Below are 17677 nucleotides of genomic sequence, written 5' to 3'. Positions count from 1 at the left end.
TATGTGCGGAATCAATGGAATAATTCAATTTAGACGGGAGAAGCGAACAGATCTTTCCAAACACCTTTCTAAAATGAATATGGAAATCTTTCATCGTGGACCCGATGAGGATGGATTCTTTATCCATGAAACAGAGGACTACCAGATAGGAATGGCAATGAGAAGGCTGTCGATCATAGATCTTAATACGGGAAAACAACCTATATATTCTGATGATGGTTCTGTATGCATAGTTTTCAATGGTGAAATATATAACTATAAGGTTTTAAAAAATAATCTTACTGAACAGGGGGTTAAATTCAGCACAACTTCAGATACTGAGGTGATACTTCGCTTATACGAAAGGTATGGAACGGATGCTTTTCCAAAGTTGGATGGAATGTTTGCCTTTAGTATATATGATTCGAATATAGAAAAGCTTTTCATCGCCAGAGATTTTTTTGGAGAAAAGCCTTTATATTATTTTCATAAGAAAGATAATTTTATTTGGGCCTCAGAATTAAAATCTATTACTAAAATTATTTCGGAAAAGCCCAGCATATCTGTGCATGGTCTCAATCTTTATTTTCGGCTAACTTATATCCCGGCTCCATTCACCATTTATGAAGATATAAATAAGCTTGAAGCGAATCATTATCTGGAAATAGACTGTAAAACTCATACTGTGAATGATCATGAGATCGTTCAGGAATTCAAAAATGAAGTCGATCCCGGCTTATCTTTTAAGGAAGCTGTAAAAAAAACTCATGAGCTGGTAAATAAAAGTGTTCACTCCAGATCTATGGCAGATGTTCCATTGGGTACCTTTCTTTCCGGAGGCGTAGATTCTTCTATTGTTTCTTTGGCCTTGGCCAGGGAGAAAAGCAGCAAAATTGATACATTTTCAGTGGGTTTCGAAAAGAAATCTTTTGACGAGACTGACAAGTCGCGCACTGTAGCCAAACTTATAAATAGCAATCACCATGAATTTGTTATTTCAGTTAAAGATTTGAAACAGAATATCGATAATATTCTGCTGAATTTTGATGAACCTTTTGCTGATTCTTCTTCATTACCTACTTACCTGGTAGCACATAAGACCAGGCAAAACGTAAAAGTAGCCCTTACCGGGGACGGCGGAGATGAAGTTTTTGGGGGATATAATAAATACTATATAAGTAAACTGAATCAGCGATATTCTTCAGTGGTCCCAAGAGGTATGCATTATAGTTTTAGAAGTCTTTCTAATTCTTTATTTTCCACAAAAGATGATAAAAGAGGTATCAGGTTTAAAATTAAGAGACTTCTCAATGCTATTAATTATGAAGGTGACTTTTATTACAATATCATATCACTGGCTTATCAAGAGGAAGAGATGAAAGCGTTGTTAAAACCATCTATGCAAAGTCCTGGAGTATTTAATTATTATAAAGATAGTGTAGGACATAAGGCCAACTCTCTTACCGATTTCAGAAATATTGATAAGATAATGAGCCTTGAAGGGGATATGTTAGTTAAGGTTGATAGGACCAGTATGTTAACATCGTTGGAAAGCAGGGCGCCATTTCTCAATAAGGAATTATGGAATTTCACTATGCAACTTCCTGAGGATTATTTAATGAAAGGATGGGATAAGAAGTATTTGCTTAAAGAATCCTTTAAACATTATTTTCCTAAGGGTTTTCTTGATAAATCTAAAAAAGGTTTTGGAGTTCCGGTAGGTGATTGGTTGAGAAATGATTTATCTGCTGAGTTGGAATCATATATCGAAAAAGATTTTCTTAATCAACAGAATATATTCAATGCTCAGGAAATTACCAGTCTTGTCAAAAACCATCTATCAGGAAAAATAGATAATACCTTTAAGATCTGGACTTATTATTGTTTTCAGAAATGGTATCAAAGAACTTATCTCCACCATATCTGATTTTTATTAGCTCTTATTTTTATATTGCCGGGAGTTAAATTAAGGACACTCTGCCTTCAGGTTTTTTTAAAATATCTGATCTAACCTTATCATTGTTGTATACTTCCAAAAGTGCCACCTTGTTCTCTGGAAGAAGTGCTTTCTGTTTTCCGGTGAAGCACTAGATAGTTAAAAGTTTCTCTTTATAGTCACAAACTTCCGCATTGGATATATCCTATTTTGGTTCTTCATAAATTTAAATGCTAGTTAGATAACTCCTGCATATAAAAATCCTGCTCCTAACCAATTTCCAATAAACTAATGGCGTGAAATAAGTAAAGTGTGGAAGTGCTCTACAGTTCTCAGGAATATTCTACAAATAAACGGGTTTCAGGAACTACACTCTATAATAATTAAAATGCCTTAAACATCTATTAGACAGTGTTTTATTGGTTTAGAATAAGGGGTATTATATATTCAATTTAAAGATGGTTAGAATATTGAATTAACCGATTGCGAAATTTAGATTTAAAATATGCATACCGGAGAAATATTATGTATTGCTGATGCAATTCTGGCAACCAGACTTTTATTTGGTTTGAATCAGTTCATTTTTGGGAAGTTGGAGAGTGAACATCTATTTTTCTCCAGGAAATTAATGAATAAGCTTTTTGTATATCATATATTTTTTGGAATTGTATATTACATATACGCATTATTTAATCCTTCAGATTCTAAAAGATACTTTGAAATACCCTTTAATTCTACAAAAGGATGGTTCGATTATTTTGGTACAGAAACCACCTTCATTGATTTTATTTCCTACCCTTTTATTAATGGATTAGGTTTTAGCTATGAAATGATGATGCTTCTTTTTACCTGGATAGGTTACTGGGGTTTTGTATTTGGTTTTTTATTTTTTAAAGAGAATATCCCTCAAAAGGTCACCGTCTTTAAACGAATTGACCTGTTAACCTTAATACTGTTCTTTCCAAATATGCATTTCTGGTCTGCTTCCCTGGGTAAGGGGGCGCCAATATTTTTTGGTTTAATGTTATTCGCTTATTCCATCGGAAAAATAAAGGAGCGGAAATTAGGTTTGATCATTTCCTCCCTACTGGTCTTTGCTATAAGGCCCCATATGTTTTTGTTATTATGCATAGGTGGCCTTTACGGGCTTTATTTTGGAAAGAATATGATATCAATAAAGAATAAAGTTATAGGTGGCTTGGCTATACTGGTAGGGTTATTACTCATACATGAACATATTTTAGCAGTTGTTAATCTTAACCATTCTACTAATCTATGGGCAGATTTTCTTGCATTTTCCTCTAATAGATCTGAAGCTCTTAGTTCAGCCACTTCCGGACTGAATATGGCAGGATATAGTTTGCCGGAGAAAATATTCACCTTCTGGTTCAGGCCATTATTTCTTGATGCACCTGGATTTTTAGGATTGATTGTGTCTATAGAAAACTTTATTTATATACTTCTTTTTGCTAAACTTTTACGAATGAACTTCATAAAGTTCTGGAGGAATGCCCCTTCCCATGTCAAGTCCTGTTTGATGATCTTCATGCTTACTTCTATAGCCATGACATTTATTATGTCTAACCTTGGAATTATGATTCGTCAGAAAACCATGATCATGTATTTTATGTTTTTTGTGATATATTACTTTCTTGCCTATGAAAAGTCGGAAGCTTTAAAGCTAAAGCTGGAAAGGATAGGAATGCCTGAAAAACAACTTTCAGTTTAGTTCTAATCAGCCTAAGTAAATTTATTTTATACGTGTTTGCTCAAATTTAAAAATCTTAGATTTGCAGCTAAAATATCTTTGATTAGTGCAAAAACTTGTTCGAATAACCACCATTCCCCTTTCCCTGGAAAAGCTACTGGAAGGTCAGCTTACATTTATGAACGATCATTATGAGGTGATCGCAATATCCGCGGAAAAAGAGAGACTTAAGAAATATGGACGGGATAATGGAGTAAGAACTTTTTGCGTGGAACTGACCAGAGCGATTACGCCTTTGAAGGATCTTAAGAGCTTGTGGAAAATTTATAGATTCCTAATAAAGGAAAAGCCTTTTATAGTTCATACGCATACTCCTAAAGCGGGTATAATTGGCATGCTGTCGGGAAAATTAGCCGGAGTTCCAATAAGATTGCATACAGTAGCCGGTTTACCTTTGCTGGAGACACATGGATTTAAAAGGAAACTTCTGGATGCCGTGGAAAAACTTACTTATAAACTGGCAACCCGTGTATACCCTAATTCCTTCGAATTAAAAAAAATTATACTTAAGGAAGGCTACACCAATAAAAATAAATTAAAGGTGCTGGGAGAAGGAAGCTCCAATGGTATTGATACGGGATATTTTGATCCGGCACTTTATACAGAAGAAAGACCTGGAATAAGAGAAGAACTAGGTATCCCGCATGAAGATTTCATTTTTATCTTTATAGGCCGGCTGGTTAAGGAAAAAGGTATCAATGAGCTGGTAAGAGCCTTTGTGAATTTACAAAAGCATCATCCGAAATGTTCCCTTTTACTTGTGGGACCATTTGAGCAGAAGCTGGATCCGGTAGATGAAGAGGTTTTTAAGCAGATACAGTCTCATAAAAAAATTTTCACCACTGGGTATCAGCGAGATGTAAGGCCTTATTTTGCCATAGCAGATGTTTTGGCTTTTCCAAGTTACAGGGAAGGTTTCCCCAATGTGGTTATGCAGGCTAACGCGATGAATCTACCGGCTATTGTGACCGATATAAATGGTTGTAATGAAATAGTTGAAAATGGGAGAAATGGGATTGTTATTCCGGTTAAAAATGAAGGAATTCTCCTGCAATCAATGTTGAAAATTATAGACGATCAGGAATTTTGCTCTTCTTTAGCACATAACGCACGTGAATTGATTCAAAAGAAATATGAGCGGAAGCGATTTTGGGAAATTTTGTTAAAAGAATATAAAGATTTAGAAGTCTTAAATAAACATGATTAAATTCGCCGCCACAAGAGTGAGACGTCATGTTCCTTTAATTGTTCAGAATGTATAGGAAAATTATTAAACCAGCTCTGGATTTTTTAGTAGCCTTAATAAGCCTAGTTATAATAAGCCCTTTACTGATATTAATAATACTGTTATTAGCTTTGGCCAATAAAGGCAAACCTTTCTTTTTTCAAAAAAGACCGGGTAAATTCGGTAGAAATTTTAAAATAGTTAAATTTAAAACCATGACCGATGAAACAGATGAAAATGGCAATTTGTTGTCTGATTCTGTAAGGTTAACCTATATTGGAAAGGTAATCAGGAAAACTTCTATTGATGAAATTCCCCAATTGATAAATGTTTTGAAGGGGGATATGAGTATTATTGGGCCCAGGCCATTATTGCCAGAATATTTAGCATTGTACAATGAAAAACAGATGAAAAGGCATGATGTAAAACCGGGAATTACAGGTTGGGCACAGGTGAATGGACGAAATACCATAAGCTGGACCCAGAAGTTTGAATATGATGTGTGGTATGTTGAAAATCAATCCTTTTTTCTGGATTTGAAAATTTTGTTCCAAACAATAAAGAAAGTGCTAGTCTCAGAAGGAATTAATACTCAAAATATGGCAACAACCGAACCTTTTAACGGAAATAATTAATGATCATATACGGAGCAAGCGGTCATGCTAAAGTAATAATAGATATAATAAAATTGATGGATGGCCATTCCATAGATTTTGTTTTAGATGATGACCCTAAAGTTAAAAACCTTTTGGGCTTTGAAGTAAAGCATCAGCTAACTGATGATATGAAGGATGAAAAGTTAGTTCTTGCTATCGGTAATAATCTTATTAGGCATAAACTGGCTAATAAACTTCAGCAGGGTTATTGTTCAGCCTTAATACACGCATCGGCTGTAATTTCTGAGAATGTAAATATCAACGAAGGAAGTGTGGTGATGGCTAATGCTGTTATTAATTCTTCTACAGTTATTGGCAAACATTGCATTATTAATTCGGGAGCAATTGTAGAGCATGATGTAAAGATGGAAGATTTTGTTCATATTTCTCCGGGCTCCACGGTCACTGGAAATGTCAATATTGGGAAGGGTACCCAGATTGGAGCCGGGGCAACTATCATTCCCGGTCTTCAGATTGGAAAATGGGTTACCGTTGGGGCGGGCGCAGTGGTACTTGAAGATATTCCGGATTTTGCAGTAGTGGTTGGAAACCCCGCGAAGATTATTAAATTCAACAGGATTGAAGATGAATAACGAGAAAATATGGCTTTCTTCTCCTCATATGGGAGGAGAAGAATTGAAATATGTTAATAAGGCATTTGAAGATAACTGGATTGCTCCATTGGGTCCAAACGTTACCGGTTTCGAAAATGACATAAGGGAGTATCTAACTCAGAACGGCTCTTCAGATATAGAAGTGGCTGCTCTGAGTTCAGGTACTGCTGCCCTGCATTTAGCTTTGATCCTTTTAGGAGTTGAAAGAGGTGACGAGGTTATTTGTCAGAGTATGACATTTGCGGCATCTGCAAATCCTATCGTTTATTTAGGGGCGATACCGGTATTTATTGATAGTGAAGTAGATACGATGAATATTTGTCCCGAGCAACTGGAGATTTCGATCAAAGATAGAATGGCCAGGGGTAAAAAACCAAAAGCCATAATAGCGGTCCATCTTTACGGAATGCCTTATAAAGTTGATGAGATTAACAAAGTGGCTAAAAAATATGAAATCCCCGTTATAGAAGACAGTGCTGAGGCCCTTGGGAGTAAATATAAAAATGCTTATTGTGGGACTTTGGGAGATTACTCTATTTTATCTTTTAACGGGAATAAGATAATAACCACTTCTGGAGGCGGAGCTTTGATCACAAAGAATCTTGAGGCTAAAAAGAAGGCCATCTTTCTTGCCACCCAGGCACGGGATGATGCTCCTCATTACCAGCATAGTGAGGTAGGTTATAACTATAGATTGAGTAATGTTAGTGCGGGAATAGGTCGGGGACAAATGCAGGTTTTAGATAAAAGAGTAGAAGCCAGGCGCAATATGTTTCATTTTTATGTAAATTTATTCCGCCAGATTGAAGGCGTGAGGGTTTTTAAGGAACCCTCGGATGACTATTTTAGTAATCATTGGTTAACTGTTATAGAAATTGATGAGTCTAAAACTGGCGGCTTAGACAGGGAAAAGCTCAGGAAGTATCTGGAAGCCGAAAATATTGAAAGTCGCCCTCTTTGGAAACCAATGCATATGCAGCCAGTTTTTAATCACTATCCATATTACGGCACGGGAATTGCCGAAAAGATGTTCCAAAATGGTTTATGTTTGCCCAGTGGCTCCAATTTAACAAGCAATGAAAGGAATAGGATAGAACAGGCAATATTAAATTGTTTTAAAAACAGAGTCTAAAACTACATTATGGGTAAAATTAACAGAGCCCTGAATAATATACTTTCTGGTCCCGACAATGCCTTAGATATTAGAAATATCAAATATCTTCCGCGGTGGGCAGTTATGCTGATAGATATTGGCCTGGTAACGGTATCAACTGTTCTAACTATTCTTATCTTACTGGATCTTGCTCCAAACGCTTATCCATTACTGAGCTATTTTGATAAAACAGTTGTGGTTGTAGCAGTAAATATTATTTTTTTCTACATATTTAAGACTTATGCAGGTATAATAAGATATTCTTCGAATATTGATGCTCTCAAGTTATTACTTGCTACGATAAGTTCATTTATTAGTTTACTTGCGATAAATTATATTTCTTTTTTCTTCCTGGGTGAAAAGATATTTTTAGTGGGCGGATTATTAATCAACCTGTGGATATCTTTCTCACTTTTATTCTTATTCAGACTTGGAGTAAAACAGGTTTATGAATATTTTAAAATTTTACAGAAGAATGAATCTCTTATAAAAGCCGTTATCTTAGGTGTAGACGAGAATGCCATTTCAATAGCAGGTGCGCTTGATATTGAACACCCCAGACGTTTTAAAATTGTAGGTTTTCTAACCCAGGGATCGCATAAAAGTTTAAGGATTTTAGACAAGCCTGTTCTAAGACATACCCAAAAAATTCATAGGGAAGTAAAATCTTTAGGTGCTGATGCTATTATCTTTTCAGAAAACACTTTTTCTTCAGAAGAAAAATTTCAGCTGGTAGAAGAATGTTTAGAACACGATATTGCCGTATATAATGCGCCTTTGGTTTCCTCGTGGGATGATAATCAGCCTATAGCCAAAAAGGTTAAAACATTACAAATTGAAGATTTACTTGATAGGGAGCCTATTCAATTGGAAGTTCAGAATAAAATAGAGCAACTTACAGGTAGAACAATCCTGGTAACGGGGGCTGCAGGTTCAATAGGCAGCGAAATAGTAAGGCAGGTAGCTGAATATAACCCAAAGAAGCTCATCATCCTTGATCAGGCAGAAACCCCCTTACATAATTTACAACTGGAAATTGAATCTAAATATCCAGAACTCAATTTCAAGGTGATTGTATGCGATGTAGGCAATCAGAAAAGACTGGAATTAATGTTCCGGAATCAGAATATCGATGTAATATATCATGCAGCTGCGTATAAACATGTACCTCTTATGGAGAGTAATCCACACGAAGCTATTTCAGTAAACATAATGGGCACAAAGAATCTCGCAGACCTTGCAATAAAGTATTATGTTGGCCATTTTGTGATGGTATCTACAGATAAGGCAGTGAATCCCAGCAACGTTATGGGAGCATCTAAAAGAGCCGCTGAAATGTATGTACAATCTCTTTATCATGAACAAAAGAGGCAGGGCTGGGGTAAAACTAAATTTATTACTACACGATTCGGAAATGTTTTAGGGTCTAACGGCTCTGTAGTTCCTTTATTTAAAAAACAAATTGAAAAGGGAGGGCCGGTTACTATAACCCATCCGGATATTATAAGATACTTTATGACAATTCCTGAAGCCTGCCAGCTTGTTCTGGAGGCAGGTGCCATGGGCAAGGGAGGAGAAATATTCGTGTTTGATATGGGAGAGCCGGTAAAAATCATGGACCTGGCAATTAAAATGATTAAACTTGCCGGATATCAGCCAAATAAGCATATTAAGGTAAGGATAACCGGGCTAAGGCCAGGTGAAAAATTGTACGAAGAATTACTTAATGATGAATGTAAAACTTTGCCAACTCATCATAAAAAAATAATGATAGGTCAGGATGTCGTTCGTGACTACGAAATGATAAATGAGAAAATAATTAAGATCATCAAATCTGCCAGTAAATTAAAAAATGAAAAAGTTGTTGCCAAATTAAAAGATTTGATCCCCGAATTTAAAAGTAATAATTCGCTATACGAGCGTTTGGATAACACTCCGGAGCTAGAAAGAGAATAAGCTAAAATCTATGAGGAAAATAATAATGCTGCTTTTGAGCACCTTTATGATCATTGGGTGTGCCACGAAAGATCAAATTGTTTATTTCAATGATGCAGAAAGTCTCGAAGGCATGGAAAATATTTTGGATTACGAGCCTGTAATCCAAGTTAATGACATCCTTCATATTACTGTCTCCTCTTCATCTTTAAACAAAGAAATTGTTGAACCTTTTCAAATGCCTGGTCAGAATCTTCAAGGTGGAGGAGGTGGTGGGCAAAATCAATCAATGACAGGATACATTGTTAATCCTGAAGGAAACATAAAATTTCCGGTTTTAGGTAAAACAAAAGTTAGTGATTTAACGAGATCTCAAGTCGAGGATAAGATAGAGAAAGCCATTAAAGCATATGTAAAAGATCCTATTGTAAATGTTAGGATAATGAATTTTTCAGTTACCGTCTTGGGTGAGGCAGGTGCAACAAGGGTAAAGATTGATGATGGTAGAATTACGATGCCCGAACTTATAGCTGAAGTAGGTGATATTTCATATGATGGTAAAAGAGAGAATATTTTGATAATAAGAGAGGAAAATGGTATAAAAAAAATTGGTCGAATTGATATGACCGAAACTGATTTGTTTAACAGTCCTTTTTACTATTTAAAACAAAATGATATTGTATATGTGGAACCTACTTACCGGACTGTAAAATCTGCTGGTTTCTTTACAAGTTATCAGGGTATCATCTCAGTGGGAACTACTATTATTAGTCTATATTTACTTATAAACGGCCTCTAAAATATGGAAGAGATTACAGATTTTTCTGAGGAGAAAAATGAATCCAATTTTGATCTTAAAGCTGAGATCTATAAATATCTCATTCACTGGAAATGGCTTTTTCTAGGTTTCTTTCTTGGTGGCTTTTTGGCGTTCCTATATAACAGGTATACTATCCCGAAGTATAGGACTGAAGCCACAATGATAATTGTAAATGAACAGGAAAAGAATGCAATGAGTGCACTTCCATCGGGAGGGGCTGCAATTTTATCTTTGGAAAGTGATGGTATCCAGAATCATATTGAAAAATTAAAATCGAAGCAGTTAGTTGAAAGTGTGGTCGATGAGTTAGACCTGAATGTGTCTTATTATATAGAAGGTAATGTAATAACAGTGGAGGCTTATAAATCCAGCCCTATTCTTATTGAATTTATTACAGCCGATTCTATTGTTAATAATGTCAATGGGAATTTTTTTGTAACCCCGGTATCGGATACTTCGTTTAAGCTGGAAGAAGAGGATTTGAATTATTCTGAGATACATGAGATAGGTGAGATTATTAATTTAAATGAACTTAGGTTTACAATTTTACCGCGATCAGGCGGAGAAGAAGGAAGTTTTAAACGTACCAGTACTGTTAATATAAAATTAAATTCGGTTAGACAGGTAGCGAATGATTTCATTCAAAGCCTTATGATAGCAACCAAAGGGCAGGCAAAAGATATTCTTGCTTTAAGTATGGTCAATCAGTCGAGTAAAAAATCTGAGGATTTCCTTAATAAATTAATGCATAGGTTTAACGAGGAGGGGGTTGCAGATAAGCAGGAAGTTGCAGAAAATACAACAACGTTTATTCAGGATAGACTGGAAATGATCACCATGGAACTTGATTCTGTAGAAATTGGTATTGCCGAATTCAAAAGGGAGAATCGTTTGATGAGCGTCGAATCCGGTGCTTCTGAGTTTCATAGTAAATTTACCACAGCTGAACAACAAATTTTTGAGCTTGAAACTCAATTAGAACTTATTAATTCAATTGAAGACCTTTTGAAGGAACAGGCTGATTATGATTTTCTTCCTGAAGTAGGAATAGAGGATGCCGGAGTTTCAGGATTTATCAATTCCTATAACAGTATTGTGATGGAACGCAATATGTATCTTAAGGGCTCTACCTCCCAAAATCCTGTAGTAGAAAATCTTACGGAACAACTTGATAGTTTAAAAGATAATCTATTCGAGAGTATCCAAAGTACCCGTCGCTCAATTAATGTTAAATTAAAAGAGTTGAATCAAAGGGAGAATATTGCCCAAAGCCGGTTCAGTAATTTTCCCGGACTGGAAAAGGGAATGCGAAGTATTGAACGGCAGCAGCAAATAAAAGAACAGCTTTATTTATTTCTGCTGCAAAGAAGGGAGGAAGCAGCTATTTCTTTTGCTGCCACTGCTTCCGTTGCGAGAGTAATAGACTCGGCCTTTACACATAATGACCCAGTAGATCCCAAACCATGGCTTATATTACTGGCAGGATTTATAGTTGGGATAATTCTTCCTATATTGATAATATTTGTTAAAAACTTTTTAGACACTAAAGTTCATCACAAGGGTGACTTGGCTTCCTTGATGAAGGTTGTTCCTTTCATTGGAGAAATTCCAAGAATAGGTGCAGAGCAACAGGATATTATTCATGTTAATGACAGATCACCACTTGCCGAATCTTTTCGGATTTTAAGAACCAATCTGGCTTATCTGATTCAGAATAAAGATAAAAATATAGGCGACGTTATTTTTGTGACTTCAACAATTAAGGGAGAAGGCAAAACCTTTATCTCCTATAACTTATCCCGTACGCTGGCCAGTACAAATAAAAAAGTTTTGTTGATAGGGGGAGATATTCGAAATCCTAAACTGCATCGCTATACAGCAAATACAGAAGGTGCACAGGAAAAGGGGCTTTCTGATTATTTATATGATTATGAGGTAACTCCAAGTGACATTATTTCAAAAACCAATGATGATGGTATTACTGTGGATGTGATACTTTCAGGGCCCATACCTCCAAATCCTGCCGAACTTCTTATGAACGACAGAATGGAAATACTTTTAGATGGTGCAAAGAAGGAATATGATTATATTATTGTTGATACAGCACCAACCATGATAGTTACTGATACTTTGTTAATTAGTCAGTTAGCCGATTATACTCTGTATGTTACAAGGGCCGATTTCACAGAAAAGAATCTTCTTGAATTTCCAAAAGATCTTAAAAAGCAGGGTAAACTCAAAGGCGTGGCTGTAATACTAAATGATGTGGATTATTCTAAATTCTCTTATGGTGCCCAGTATGGTTACTCTTATGGCTATGGCTATGGATATGGAGTAGATAAGGAGAGTAGATGGAAAAGATTAAAAAGGAGGCTTTTTAGTTAACCTTTCTAATTCTCAGTTGAGAATAGAAGCTTATTGTTATCTATTAATATTTTCACCTTATCATGATATTTTTTAGGTATTTTGATCTTTTTAATTTTATCAATATGGTCTATTCGATGTACATCACTGCAAATAAAATCCAGTAAATCTTCTTCCAGTAATTTAAATGAAGTTTTCTGAATAGATTCACCATAATGTCCGGATAGAGATAGCATATTTAATTGGAATTTACAGCCTCTTGATTTCAAGTCCTTATATTTCTCCAGTGATTTAGAATGCAAATAGCCATATCTTTCAGGATGAGCTAAAATAGGTAGGAAGGAGTTGTTTTGGAGTTTGAACAATATTTCATTTAAATTTATAGGCGGCTGAAAATAGGACATCTCCACAAGTACATTTTTATCTGAGACCGTAAGAATATCTTGGTTATCGATGATTTCAAGAAAATGCTGATCCATTATATATTCTGCAGCCGCTCTGATTTTAATATTCGGTTTCACTTTATCCTGAACCTTTTTATGTGCTGATTGAATTGTTTGAGGAGTGTTTGGGTAATACTCTCCTATTACGTGAGGTGTGGCCACGAATTTTGTAATTCCTATATTTTCGAAAGCTTTGATTAATTCTAAGGATTCATCTAGGGTTTGTGCACCATCATCGATACCTGGCAATATATGGTTATGAAAATCTGTTATACCTTCCAGTAGATTTACTAAGAATGCTCTTTTTTTAAATATCGAAAACATTAATTCTATTTTTCACTCCAAAATTACATAATTTAAATTCTTATTAGTAATATTTGCATCGTTCCTAGATCGGTTACATGAGAAAATACTCCTTAGCAATCTTTTTTTGTTTCCTGGTATTTGAGCTTTCAGCTCAGAATATTGATTATGGAGTTGATTTAGAAGGAATCGGACAGTTATACTCTGGAGAAACATCACCGTTTTGGCTACATACAAATAATAGAGGTAGACTTGATGAAAAAACTCACATATCCACGCTTTTATCCGGTACGGGAAATATTCAGATAAGTGATTCCACTTATTTTAGGTTGGGGGTTGGAGCTTTATATAAAGATGGTTTTGAGAACGGAGTTAGACTGGATGAAGTTTATTTTGAATACAAATCAAGAAAAATTGGTGTAGTTCTAGGTAAAAAACATAAAGAAGATTTATTCCAGGGGCTTAGTGCGAGTAACGAAAATATTCTATGGTCTTTAAATTCGCCCTCTATCCCTGGGATAAGGATTTTTACAACAACTCCCATTTTTTTGCGAGAAAACCATGGAATCGGTTTTATGGCTGGACTTGAGGAATATCTGCTTAATGATGACAGGTATGTTAGGGATTCACGTTTACACCATAAAAGTTTTCATTTTGTATTTAAAAATCAACGGGATTTACAGATTGCACTTGGAGTACAGCATTTCGTACAATGGGCGGGTATTTCGCCAGATTATGGAAAACTACCAAACTCATTTGAAGATTATATTAAAGTGTTTACCGGTACTTCTGGAGATCCCGTGGGAGGAGAAGAGGTTAATGCTCTGGGGAATCAAATAGGCTCTTATGAAATAAGATTGAACACCAAAATAAAAGATTTGGATTTCCAGTTTTTATATAATCACATTTTCGAAGATGCTTCCGGGATGAAAATGGGTAATTTTCCCGATGGGCGATATGCTATATATGTGGAAGATAACCGTGATGAGTTTTGGGGATCCCCATGGCTAAAGGCATTTATGTATGAATTCTATTATACCAAGAACCAGAGCCGGGACAGGATGAGTTCGGCGATAGATGGTGCCGATAATTATTTCAATAATAACCTGTATCGCTCGGGTTGGACCTATAAAAATCAGGTAATAGGAGTGCCTTTTATTTTGTTGAATGACAATCGCTTCAGAATTGGAACCAATATAGTTGCGGTTCATCATATAGGTCTAAAAGGAAAAGTATTGGATGAATTCCCATACCGTCTTTTATTAAGCTATAGGCAGAATTATGGTGTGAAAGGTTCCTATTTCCCTCAGAAAAAAGAAATATTATCAAGCCTCCTGGAACTGCAATTAATCGATTCTGAGTATAACCTAAAGGCTCAATTCGGTGCTGATATTAATTCCCATCAGGATTCCAATTTTGGATTCGGGATCAACTTCAGCAAAACCATCTTTTAAATAAGGGGTAAATAAATTTTTTGTATTTTAACTCCCAGCCCAATCACTTAACCTAAGCTTTACACCTTGAACCGGAAGACCGAAACTTCTAATTTTAATGGTCAGTTTTTTATTAGTCTGAATAAGGATTTCAGAGTGCTGGCCTTTAATAAAAGTTCAGAAATCCTGTTTTTAAATTTCCTTGGCAGTTCAATTCAAAAAGGAACTTATTTCCCTGAGTTGTTCAATGATAAGCAATCACCCGATATCCTGGAGAAGCTCCAAAGTTCAATAGGGGGCTGCATTGAAACTTGTGATATTCTAAATAATTCCGGCATTGGTGGTTATCGAATTTTGTTTACCCCGGTAATGGATGAGAATGCCGAATTTTCCATGCTGTCCATTTCCATCACCCCATCAACAGAAGCGGAAGATTTTGCAACCCGTGAGGGACGTATGCTTCGGGCCATTATAGATAATATCCCCGATTATATTTTTGTAAAGGATAGAGAACATAGATCAGTCCTTTTTAATAAGAAGTTCTCTGAAAATATTCTGAAAAAGAATAAGAGAAACCTGTATAGAGGTCAAACTCCTTTAGACTATTTCGAAGAAGAAAAGGGAAAGGAAATTATTGCTGATAATGAGGAGGTAATGAGAACCGGAAATCCTGTTATTAACAGACCGGATGTAGTTATAACCACAAGTGGAAATGAGGAAAGAGTACTCCTTACTAAAGTCCCGCTAAAAAATGAAGATGATAAGATATCCGGCCTGGTTGGTATTGCAAGGGATGTCACCTCTAATTATAAACAGGAAAAAAAGCGGGAGCTTATTTTAAATATTATTAAGTCCTTCGGTGATTATTCTACGCTTAAAGAGGCAATGGCAGAGAGCCTTGGTCTATTATGCAAAGAACTTGGATATGATTATGGAGAGGCCTATAAAGTAAGCATGGATAAGAATAATCTTATAAGAACTGCATTTTGGCCACCAGATCAGGATCTTTCAGATAAAGATGATTATTGTACTTATGAAATGGGCGAAGGCCTTCCCGGGTTGGTATGGGAGTCTAAAATACTTAAGGTACTTAAGCTGGAATCAGGCCTGCTTAAAAATATGCTAGTTGATGGTAAAGAACCATTAAAATCGGCAGTTGGTTTTCCTATAATGTTTGGGAACAGGATAGTTTCAATTATATGTCTTGGATCGATTGAAGAAGATAAGAAAATTGAAACGGAGTATCTCAAAGAAGTATCCATCCAGATCGCTTCTGTTATAGAAGGTAAAAAAAGTCAGGATCAGCTGAGTGATTTTTTCCATTATTCATTGAATCTAATAGCGGTTATAGGCCTGGATGGTTTTGTGAAAACTATGAATCCTTCTTTCCAGTATAAATTTGGTTATACGCAAAATGAAATACTGAGTCAGCCTTTTATGGATTTCATTCATCCCAATGATCTGGAAAAAGTCTTGCAGGCCATTAGCGAGTTGTCGGTGCCTGATTCAAAGTTTGAGATAAGGTGCAAAAAAAAGGATGGGGATTATCTCTGGATCTCATGGCGCTTTTCGCGCTTCTTCGAAGATGAAAATGTTGTTTACGTATTTGGTACAGATATCACACCTCTTAAAAATGCTTATCATGAATTATCTACTCAAATCCTTGAGCGACAAAAAATACAGAATCAATTACAATTATCTGAAGAGAAGTACAGAAGCCTTTTTAATGTAAATCCATTGCCAATGTGGGTTTTAGATAGGGAGCAACTTAAGTTTCTAAGTGTTAATCAAGCTGCTATCGATTTGTATGGATATACGAAGGAAGAATTCTTGAATATGAAAGTACAGGATCTTTGGGCTCCCAATCAGGAAAAAAGGATTAAAAAAGTCGTGAATGATAATCATGACGACTTCTTCAAGGTAAAAGTAAAACATGTAACTAAAAATGGTGATTTTCTCTATGTTATAGTGAAGAGCAATCCTTTGATCTTTGACGGGGTGAAGGCCAGGGTCTCCCTGGTCAACGATATAACAGCGATGGTCAAGGCCGAAGAGAAACTGGTTAATAGTGAAAAGAGGTTTAAAGCCTTGGTTCAGGAGGGATCAGATCTTATCTCTATAGTAGATTGCAATCATAATTATATATACAATAGTCCGGCTTCGCGATGTGTTTTTGGTTTGGATCCAGATCATCTAAAAGGGACCAATTTCAGAGATTATATCCACAAAGAAGATATTGCAGTGGTTGATGCAAATATGACAAAATTAAAGACCCAGAAAAGAATTCAACTACCTGCTTACAGGATAAGAAATACGAATGACCAATGGCGCTGGATAGAAACCATTGTTACTAATTTAAAAAATGAGCAGGCTGTGGGAGGTATCATAATGAATTCCAGGGACATTACTGAATTTGTAGAACAGAAGAAAAAACTTACAGATAGTCTTCAACGTTACGACATCGTCTCTAAAGCTACAAGTGATATTATTACCGATTATGATATTGATAAGGATGAGGTAACAGTAAATGAGGCTGCCTCAGAGATGCTTGGTTTCCTGCCTGAAGAAATTGGCAGGAATGGTGCCTGGTGGGACGATAAGATCCATCCTGATGATTATGAAAGTGTAAAAAAGATTTTCCGAAAAATGAAAACAAGGAGAATAAAAAACCTTACTGCCGAATATCGTTTTCAATGCAGGGATGGTTCTTATAAACATATACTTGATAGAAGCTACCTTCTTACGGATGAAAATAATATCGCTAAAAGAATAATTGGTTCCATGCAGGATATCACGGAACGTAAACAACATCTTATTGAGATAGAGAACCATAATAAAAGGTTGAAAGAGATTGCCTGGACACAGTCTCACGTAGTTAGAGCACCTTTAGCGAAGGTTATGGGACTGGTAGACCTGCTTTTGAATTATAAAAATGATCTCGATAATGTGGATGAATTACTTCAGAATATTTTAAATTCAGCATATGAGCTAGATAAGATAATAAGGCAGATTGCCGTCCAGACAGAAGAACACTTATAAAAAAGACCT

12 protein-coding genes are annotated in these 17677 nt (G+C 35.8%); 11 read left to right on the top strand and 1 reads right to left on the bottom strand.

Annotation, left to right across the window (positions count from 1 at the left end; translation table 11 throughout):
* Nucleotide 1 precedes the first annotated feature (1 nt).
* From asnB to LU635_RS02070, 9 genes are all read left to right on the top strand, one after another.
* Complete coding sequence (gene asnB, locus LU635_RS02110) at nucleotides 2-1906, top strand: asparagine synthase (glutamine-hydrolyzing) (RefSeq protein WP_240095704.1); 1905 nt, start codon at nucleotides 2-4, stop codon at nucleotides 1904-1906.
* A 514-nt stretch (nucleotides 1907-2420) separates the two neighbouring features.
* Entirely contained in the window at nucleotides 2421-3644 is a 1224-nt protein-coding gene (locus LU635_RS02105; protein WP_240095702.1) for a hypothetical protein, read from the top strand.
* 85 nt (nucleotides 3645-3729) lie between these two features.
* Entirely contained in the window at nucleotides 3730-4890 is a 1161-nt protein-coding gene (locus tag LU635_RS02100; protein WP_240095700.1) for a glycosyltransferase family 4 protein, read from the top strand.
* Nucleotides 4891-4937: 47 nt separating this feature from the next.
* Nucleotides 4938-5543 carry a sugar transferase gene (locus LU635_RS02095; RefSeq protein WP_240095698.1) on the top strand — a complete coding sequence of 202 codons (606 nt, stop codon included), beginning with the start codon at nucleotides 4938-4940 and terminating at the stop codon, nucleotides 5541-5543.
* On the top strand, nucleotides 5543-6157 hold the full coding sequence (locus tag LU635_RS02090) for an acetyltransferase (RefSeq protein WP_240095697.1): 615 nt from the start codon (nucleotides 5543-5545) through the stop codon (nucleotides 6155-6157). The genes LU635_RS02095 and LU635_RS02090 overlap by 1 nt, the downstream gene beginning before the upstream one ends.
* The gene (locus LU635_RS02085) at nucleotides 6150-7310 is read left to right on the top strand and encodes a DegT/DnrJ/EryC1/StrS family aminotransferase (RefSeq protein ID WP_240095695.1); all 1161 of its coding nucleotides are present in this window, start codon (nucleotides 6150-6152) and stop codon (nucleotides 7308-7310) included. Before LU635_RS02090 ends, LU635_RS02085 begins: the two co-directional genes overlap by 8 nt.
* Nucleotides 7311-7319: 9 nt before the next feature.
* Nucleotides 7320-9287: a polysaccharide biosynthesis protein gene (locus LU635_RS02080; protein WP_240095693.1), complete on the top strand. Its 1968-nt coding sequence runs from the start codon at nucleotides 7320-7322 to the stop codon at nucleotides 9285-9287.
* 10 nt (nucleotides 9288-9297) lie between these two features.
* Nucleotides 9298-10065 (top strand): polysaccharide biosynthesis/export family protein, encoded by a 768-nt coding sequence (locus LU635_RS02075; RefSeq protein ID WP_240095691.1) that lies wholly within the window; start codon nucleotides 9298-9300, stop codon nucleotides 10063-10065.
* Between the two features lie 3 nt (nucleotides 10066-10068).
* On the top strand, nucleotides 10069-12471 hold the full coding sequence (locus tag LU635_RS02070) for a GumC family protein (RefSeq protein WP_240095689.1): 2403 nt from the start codon (nucleotides 10069-10071) through the stop codon (nucleotides 12469-12471).
* A 5-nt stretch (nucleotides 12472-12476) separates the two neighbouring features.
* Here LU635_RS02070 and LU635_RS02065 read toward each other — a convergent pair whose 3' ends face one another.
* Nucleotides 12477-13217, bottom strand: coding sequence for a tyrosine-protein phosphatase (locus LU635_RS02065; RefSeq protein WP_240095687.1), 741 nt, complete (start codon nucleotides 13215-13217; stop codon nucleotides 12477-12479).
* Nucleotides 13218-13294: 77 nt separating this feature from the next.
* Between LU635_RS02065 and LU635_RS02060 the strand changes: the two genes are divergently transcribed.
* Both LU635_RS02060 and LU635_RS02055 read left to right on the top strand, forming a co-directional pair.
* Nucleotides 13295-14650 carry a capsule assembly Wzi family protein gene (locus LU635_RS02060; RefSeq protein WP_240095685.1) on the top strand — a complete coding sequence of 452 codons (1356 nt, stop codon included), beginning with the start codon at nucleotides 13295-13297 and terminating at the stop codon, nucleotides 14648-14650.
* Between the two features lie 66 nt (nucleotides 14651-14716).
* On the top strand, nucleotides 14717-17668 hold the full coding sequence (locus LU635_RS02055) for a PAS domain S-box protein (RefSeq protein WP_240095683.1): 2952 nt from the start codon (nucleotides 14717-14719) through the stop codon (nucleotides 17666-17668).
* Nucleotides 17669-17677 lie beyond the last annotated feature (9 nt).

This window comes from Christiangramia crocea (assembly GCF_022410465.1).
In the GTDB taxonomy this organism is placed as follows: Bacteria; Bacteroidota; Bacteroidia; order Flavobacteriales; family Flavobacteriaceae; genus Christiangramia; species Christiangramia crocea.
This window is presented reverse-complemented; position numbering and strand designations above follow the sequence as displayed.

Bases quoted from the DNA above. Each gene is read 5' to 3' on its own strand.
- asnB (WP_240095704.1), top strand. From the start codon at position 2: ATGTGCGGAATCAATGGAATAATTCAATTTAGACGGGAGAAGCGAACA.
- LU635_RS02105 (WP_240095702.1), top strand. From the start codon at position 2,421: ATGCATACCGGAGAAATATTATGTATTGCTGATGCAATTCTGGCAACC.
- LU635_RS02095 (WP_240095698.1), top strand. From the start codon at position 4,938: ATGTATAGGAAAATTATTAAACCAGCTCTGGATTTTTTAGTAGCCTTA.
- LU635_RS02090 (WP_240095697.1), top strand. From the start codon at position 5,543: ATGATCATATACGGAGCAAGCGGTCATGCTAAAGTAATAATAGATATA.
- LU635_RS02085 (WP_240095695.1), top strand. From the start codon at position 6,150: ATGAATAACGAGAAAATATGGCTTTCTTCTCCTCATATGGGAGGAGAA.
- LU635_RS02080 (WP_240095693.1), top strand. From the start codon at position 7,320: ATGGGTAAAATTAACAGAGCCCTGAATAATATACTTTCTGGTCCCGAC.
- LU635_RS02075 (WP_240095691.1), top strand. From the start codon at position 9,298: ATGAGGAAAATAATAATGCTGCTTTTGAGCACCTTTATGATCATTGGG.
- LU635_RS02070 (WP_240095689.1), top strand. From the start codon at position 10,069: ATGGAAGAGATTACAGATTTTTCTGAGGAGAAAAATGAATCCAATTTT.
- LU635_RS02065 (WP_240095687.1), bottom strand. From the start codon at position 13,217: ATGTTTTCGATATTTAAAAAAAGAGCATTCTTAGTAAATCTACTGGAA.
- LU635_RS02060 (WP_240095685.1), top strand. From the start codon at position 13,295: ATGAGAAAATACTCCTTAGCAATCTTTTTTTGTTTCCTGGTATTTGAG.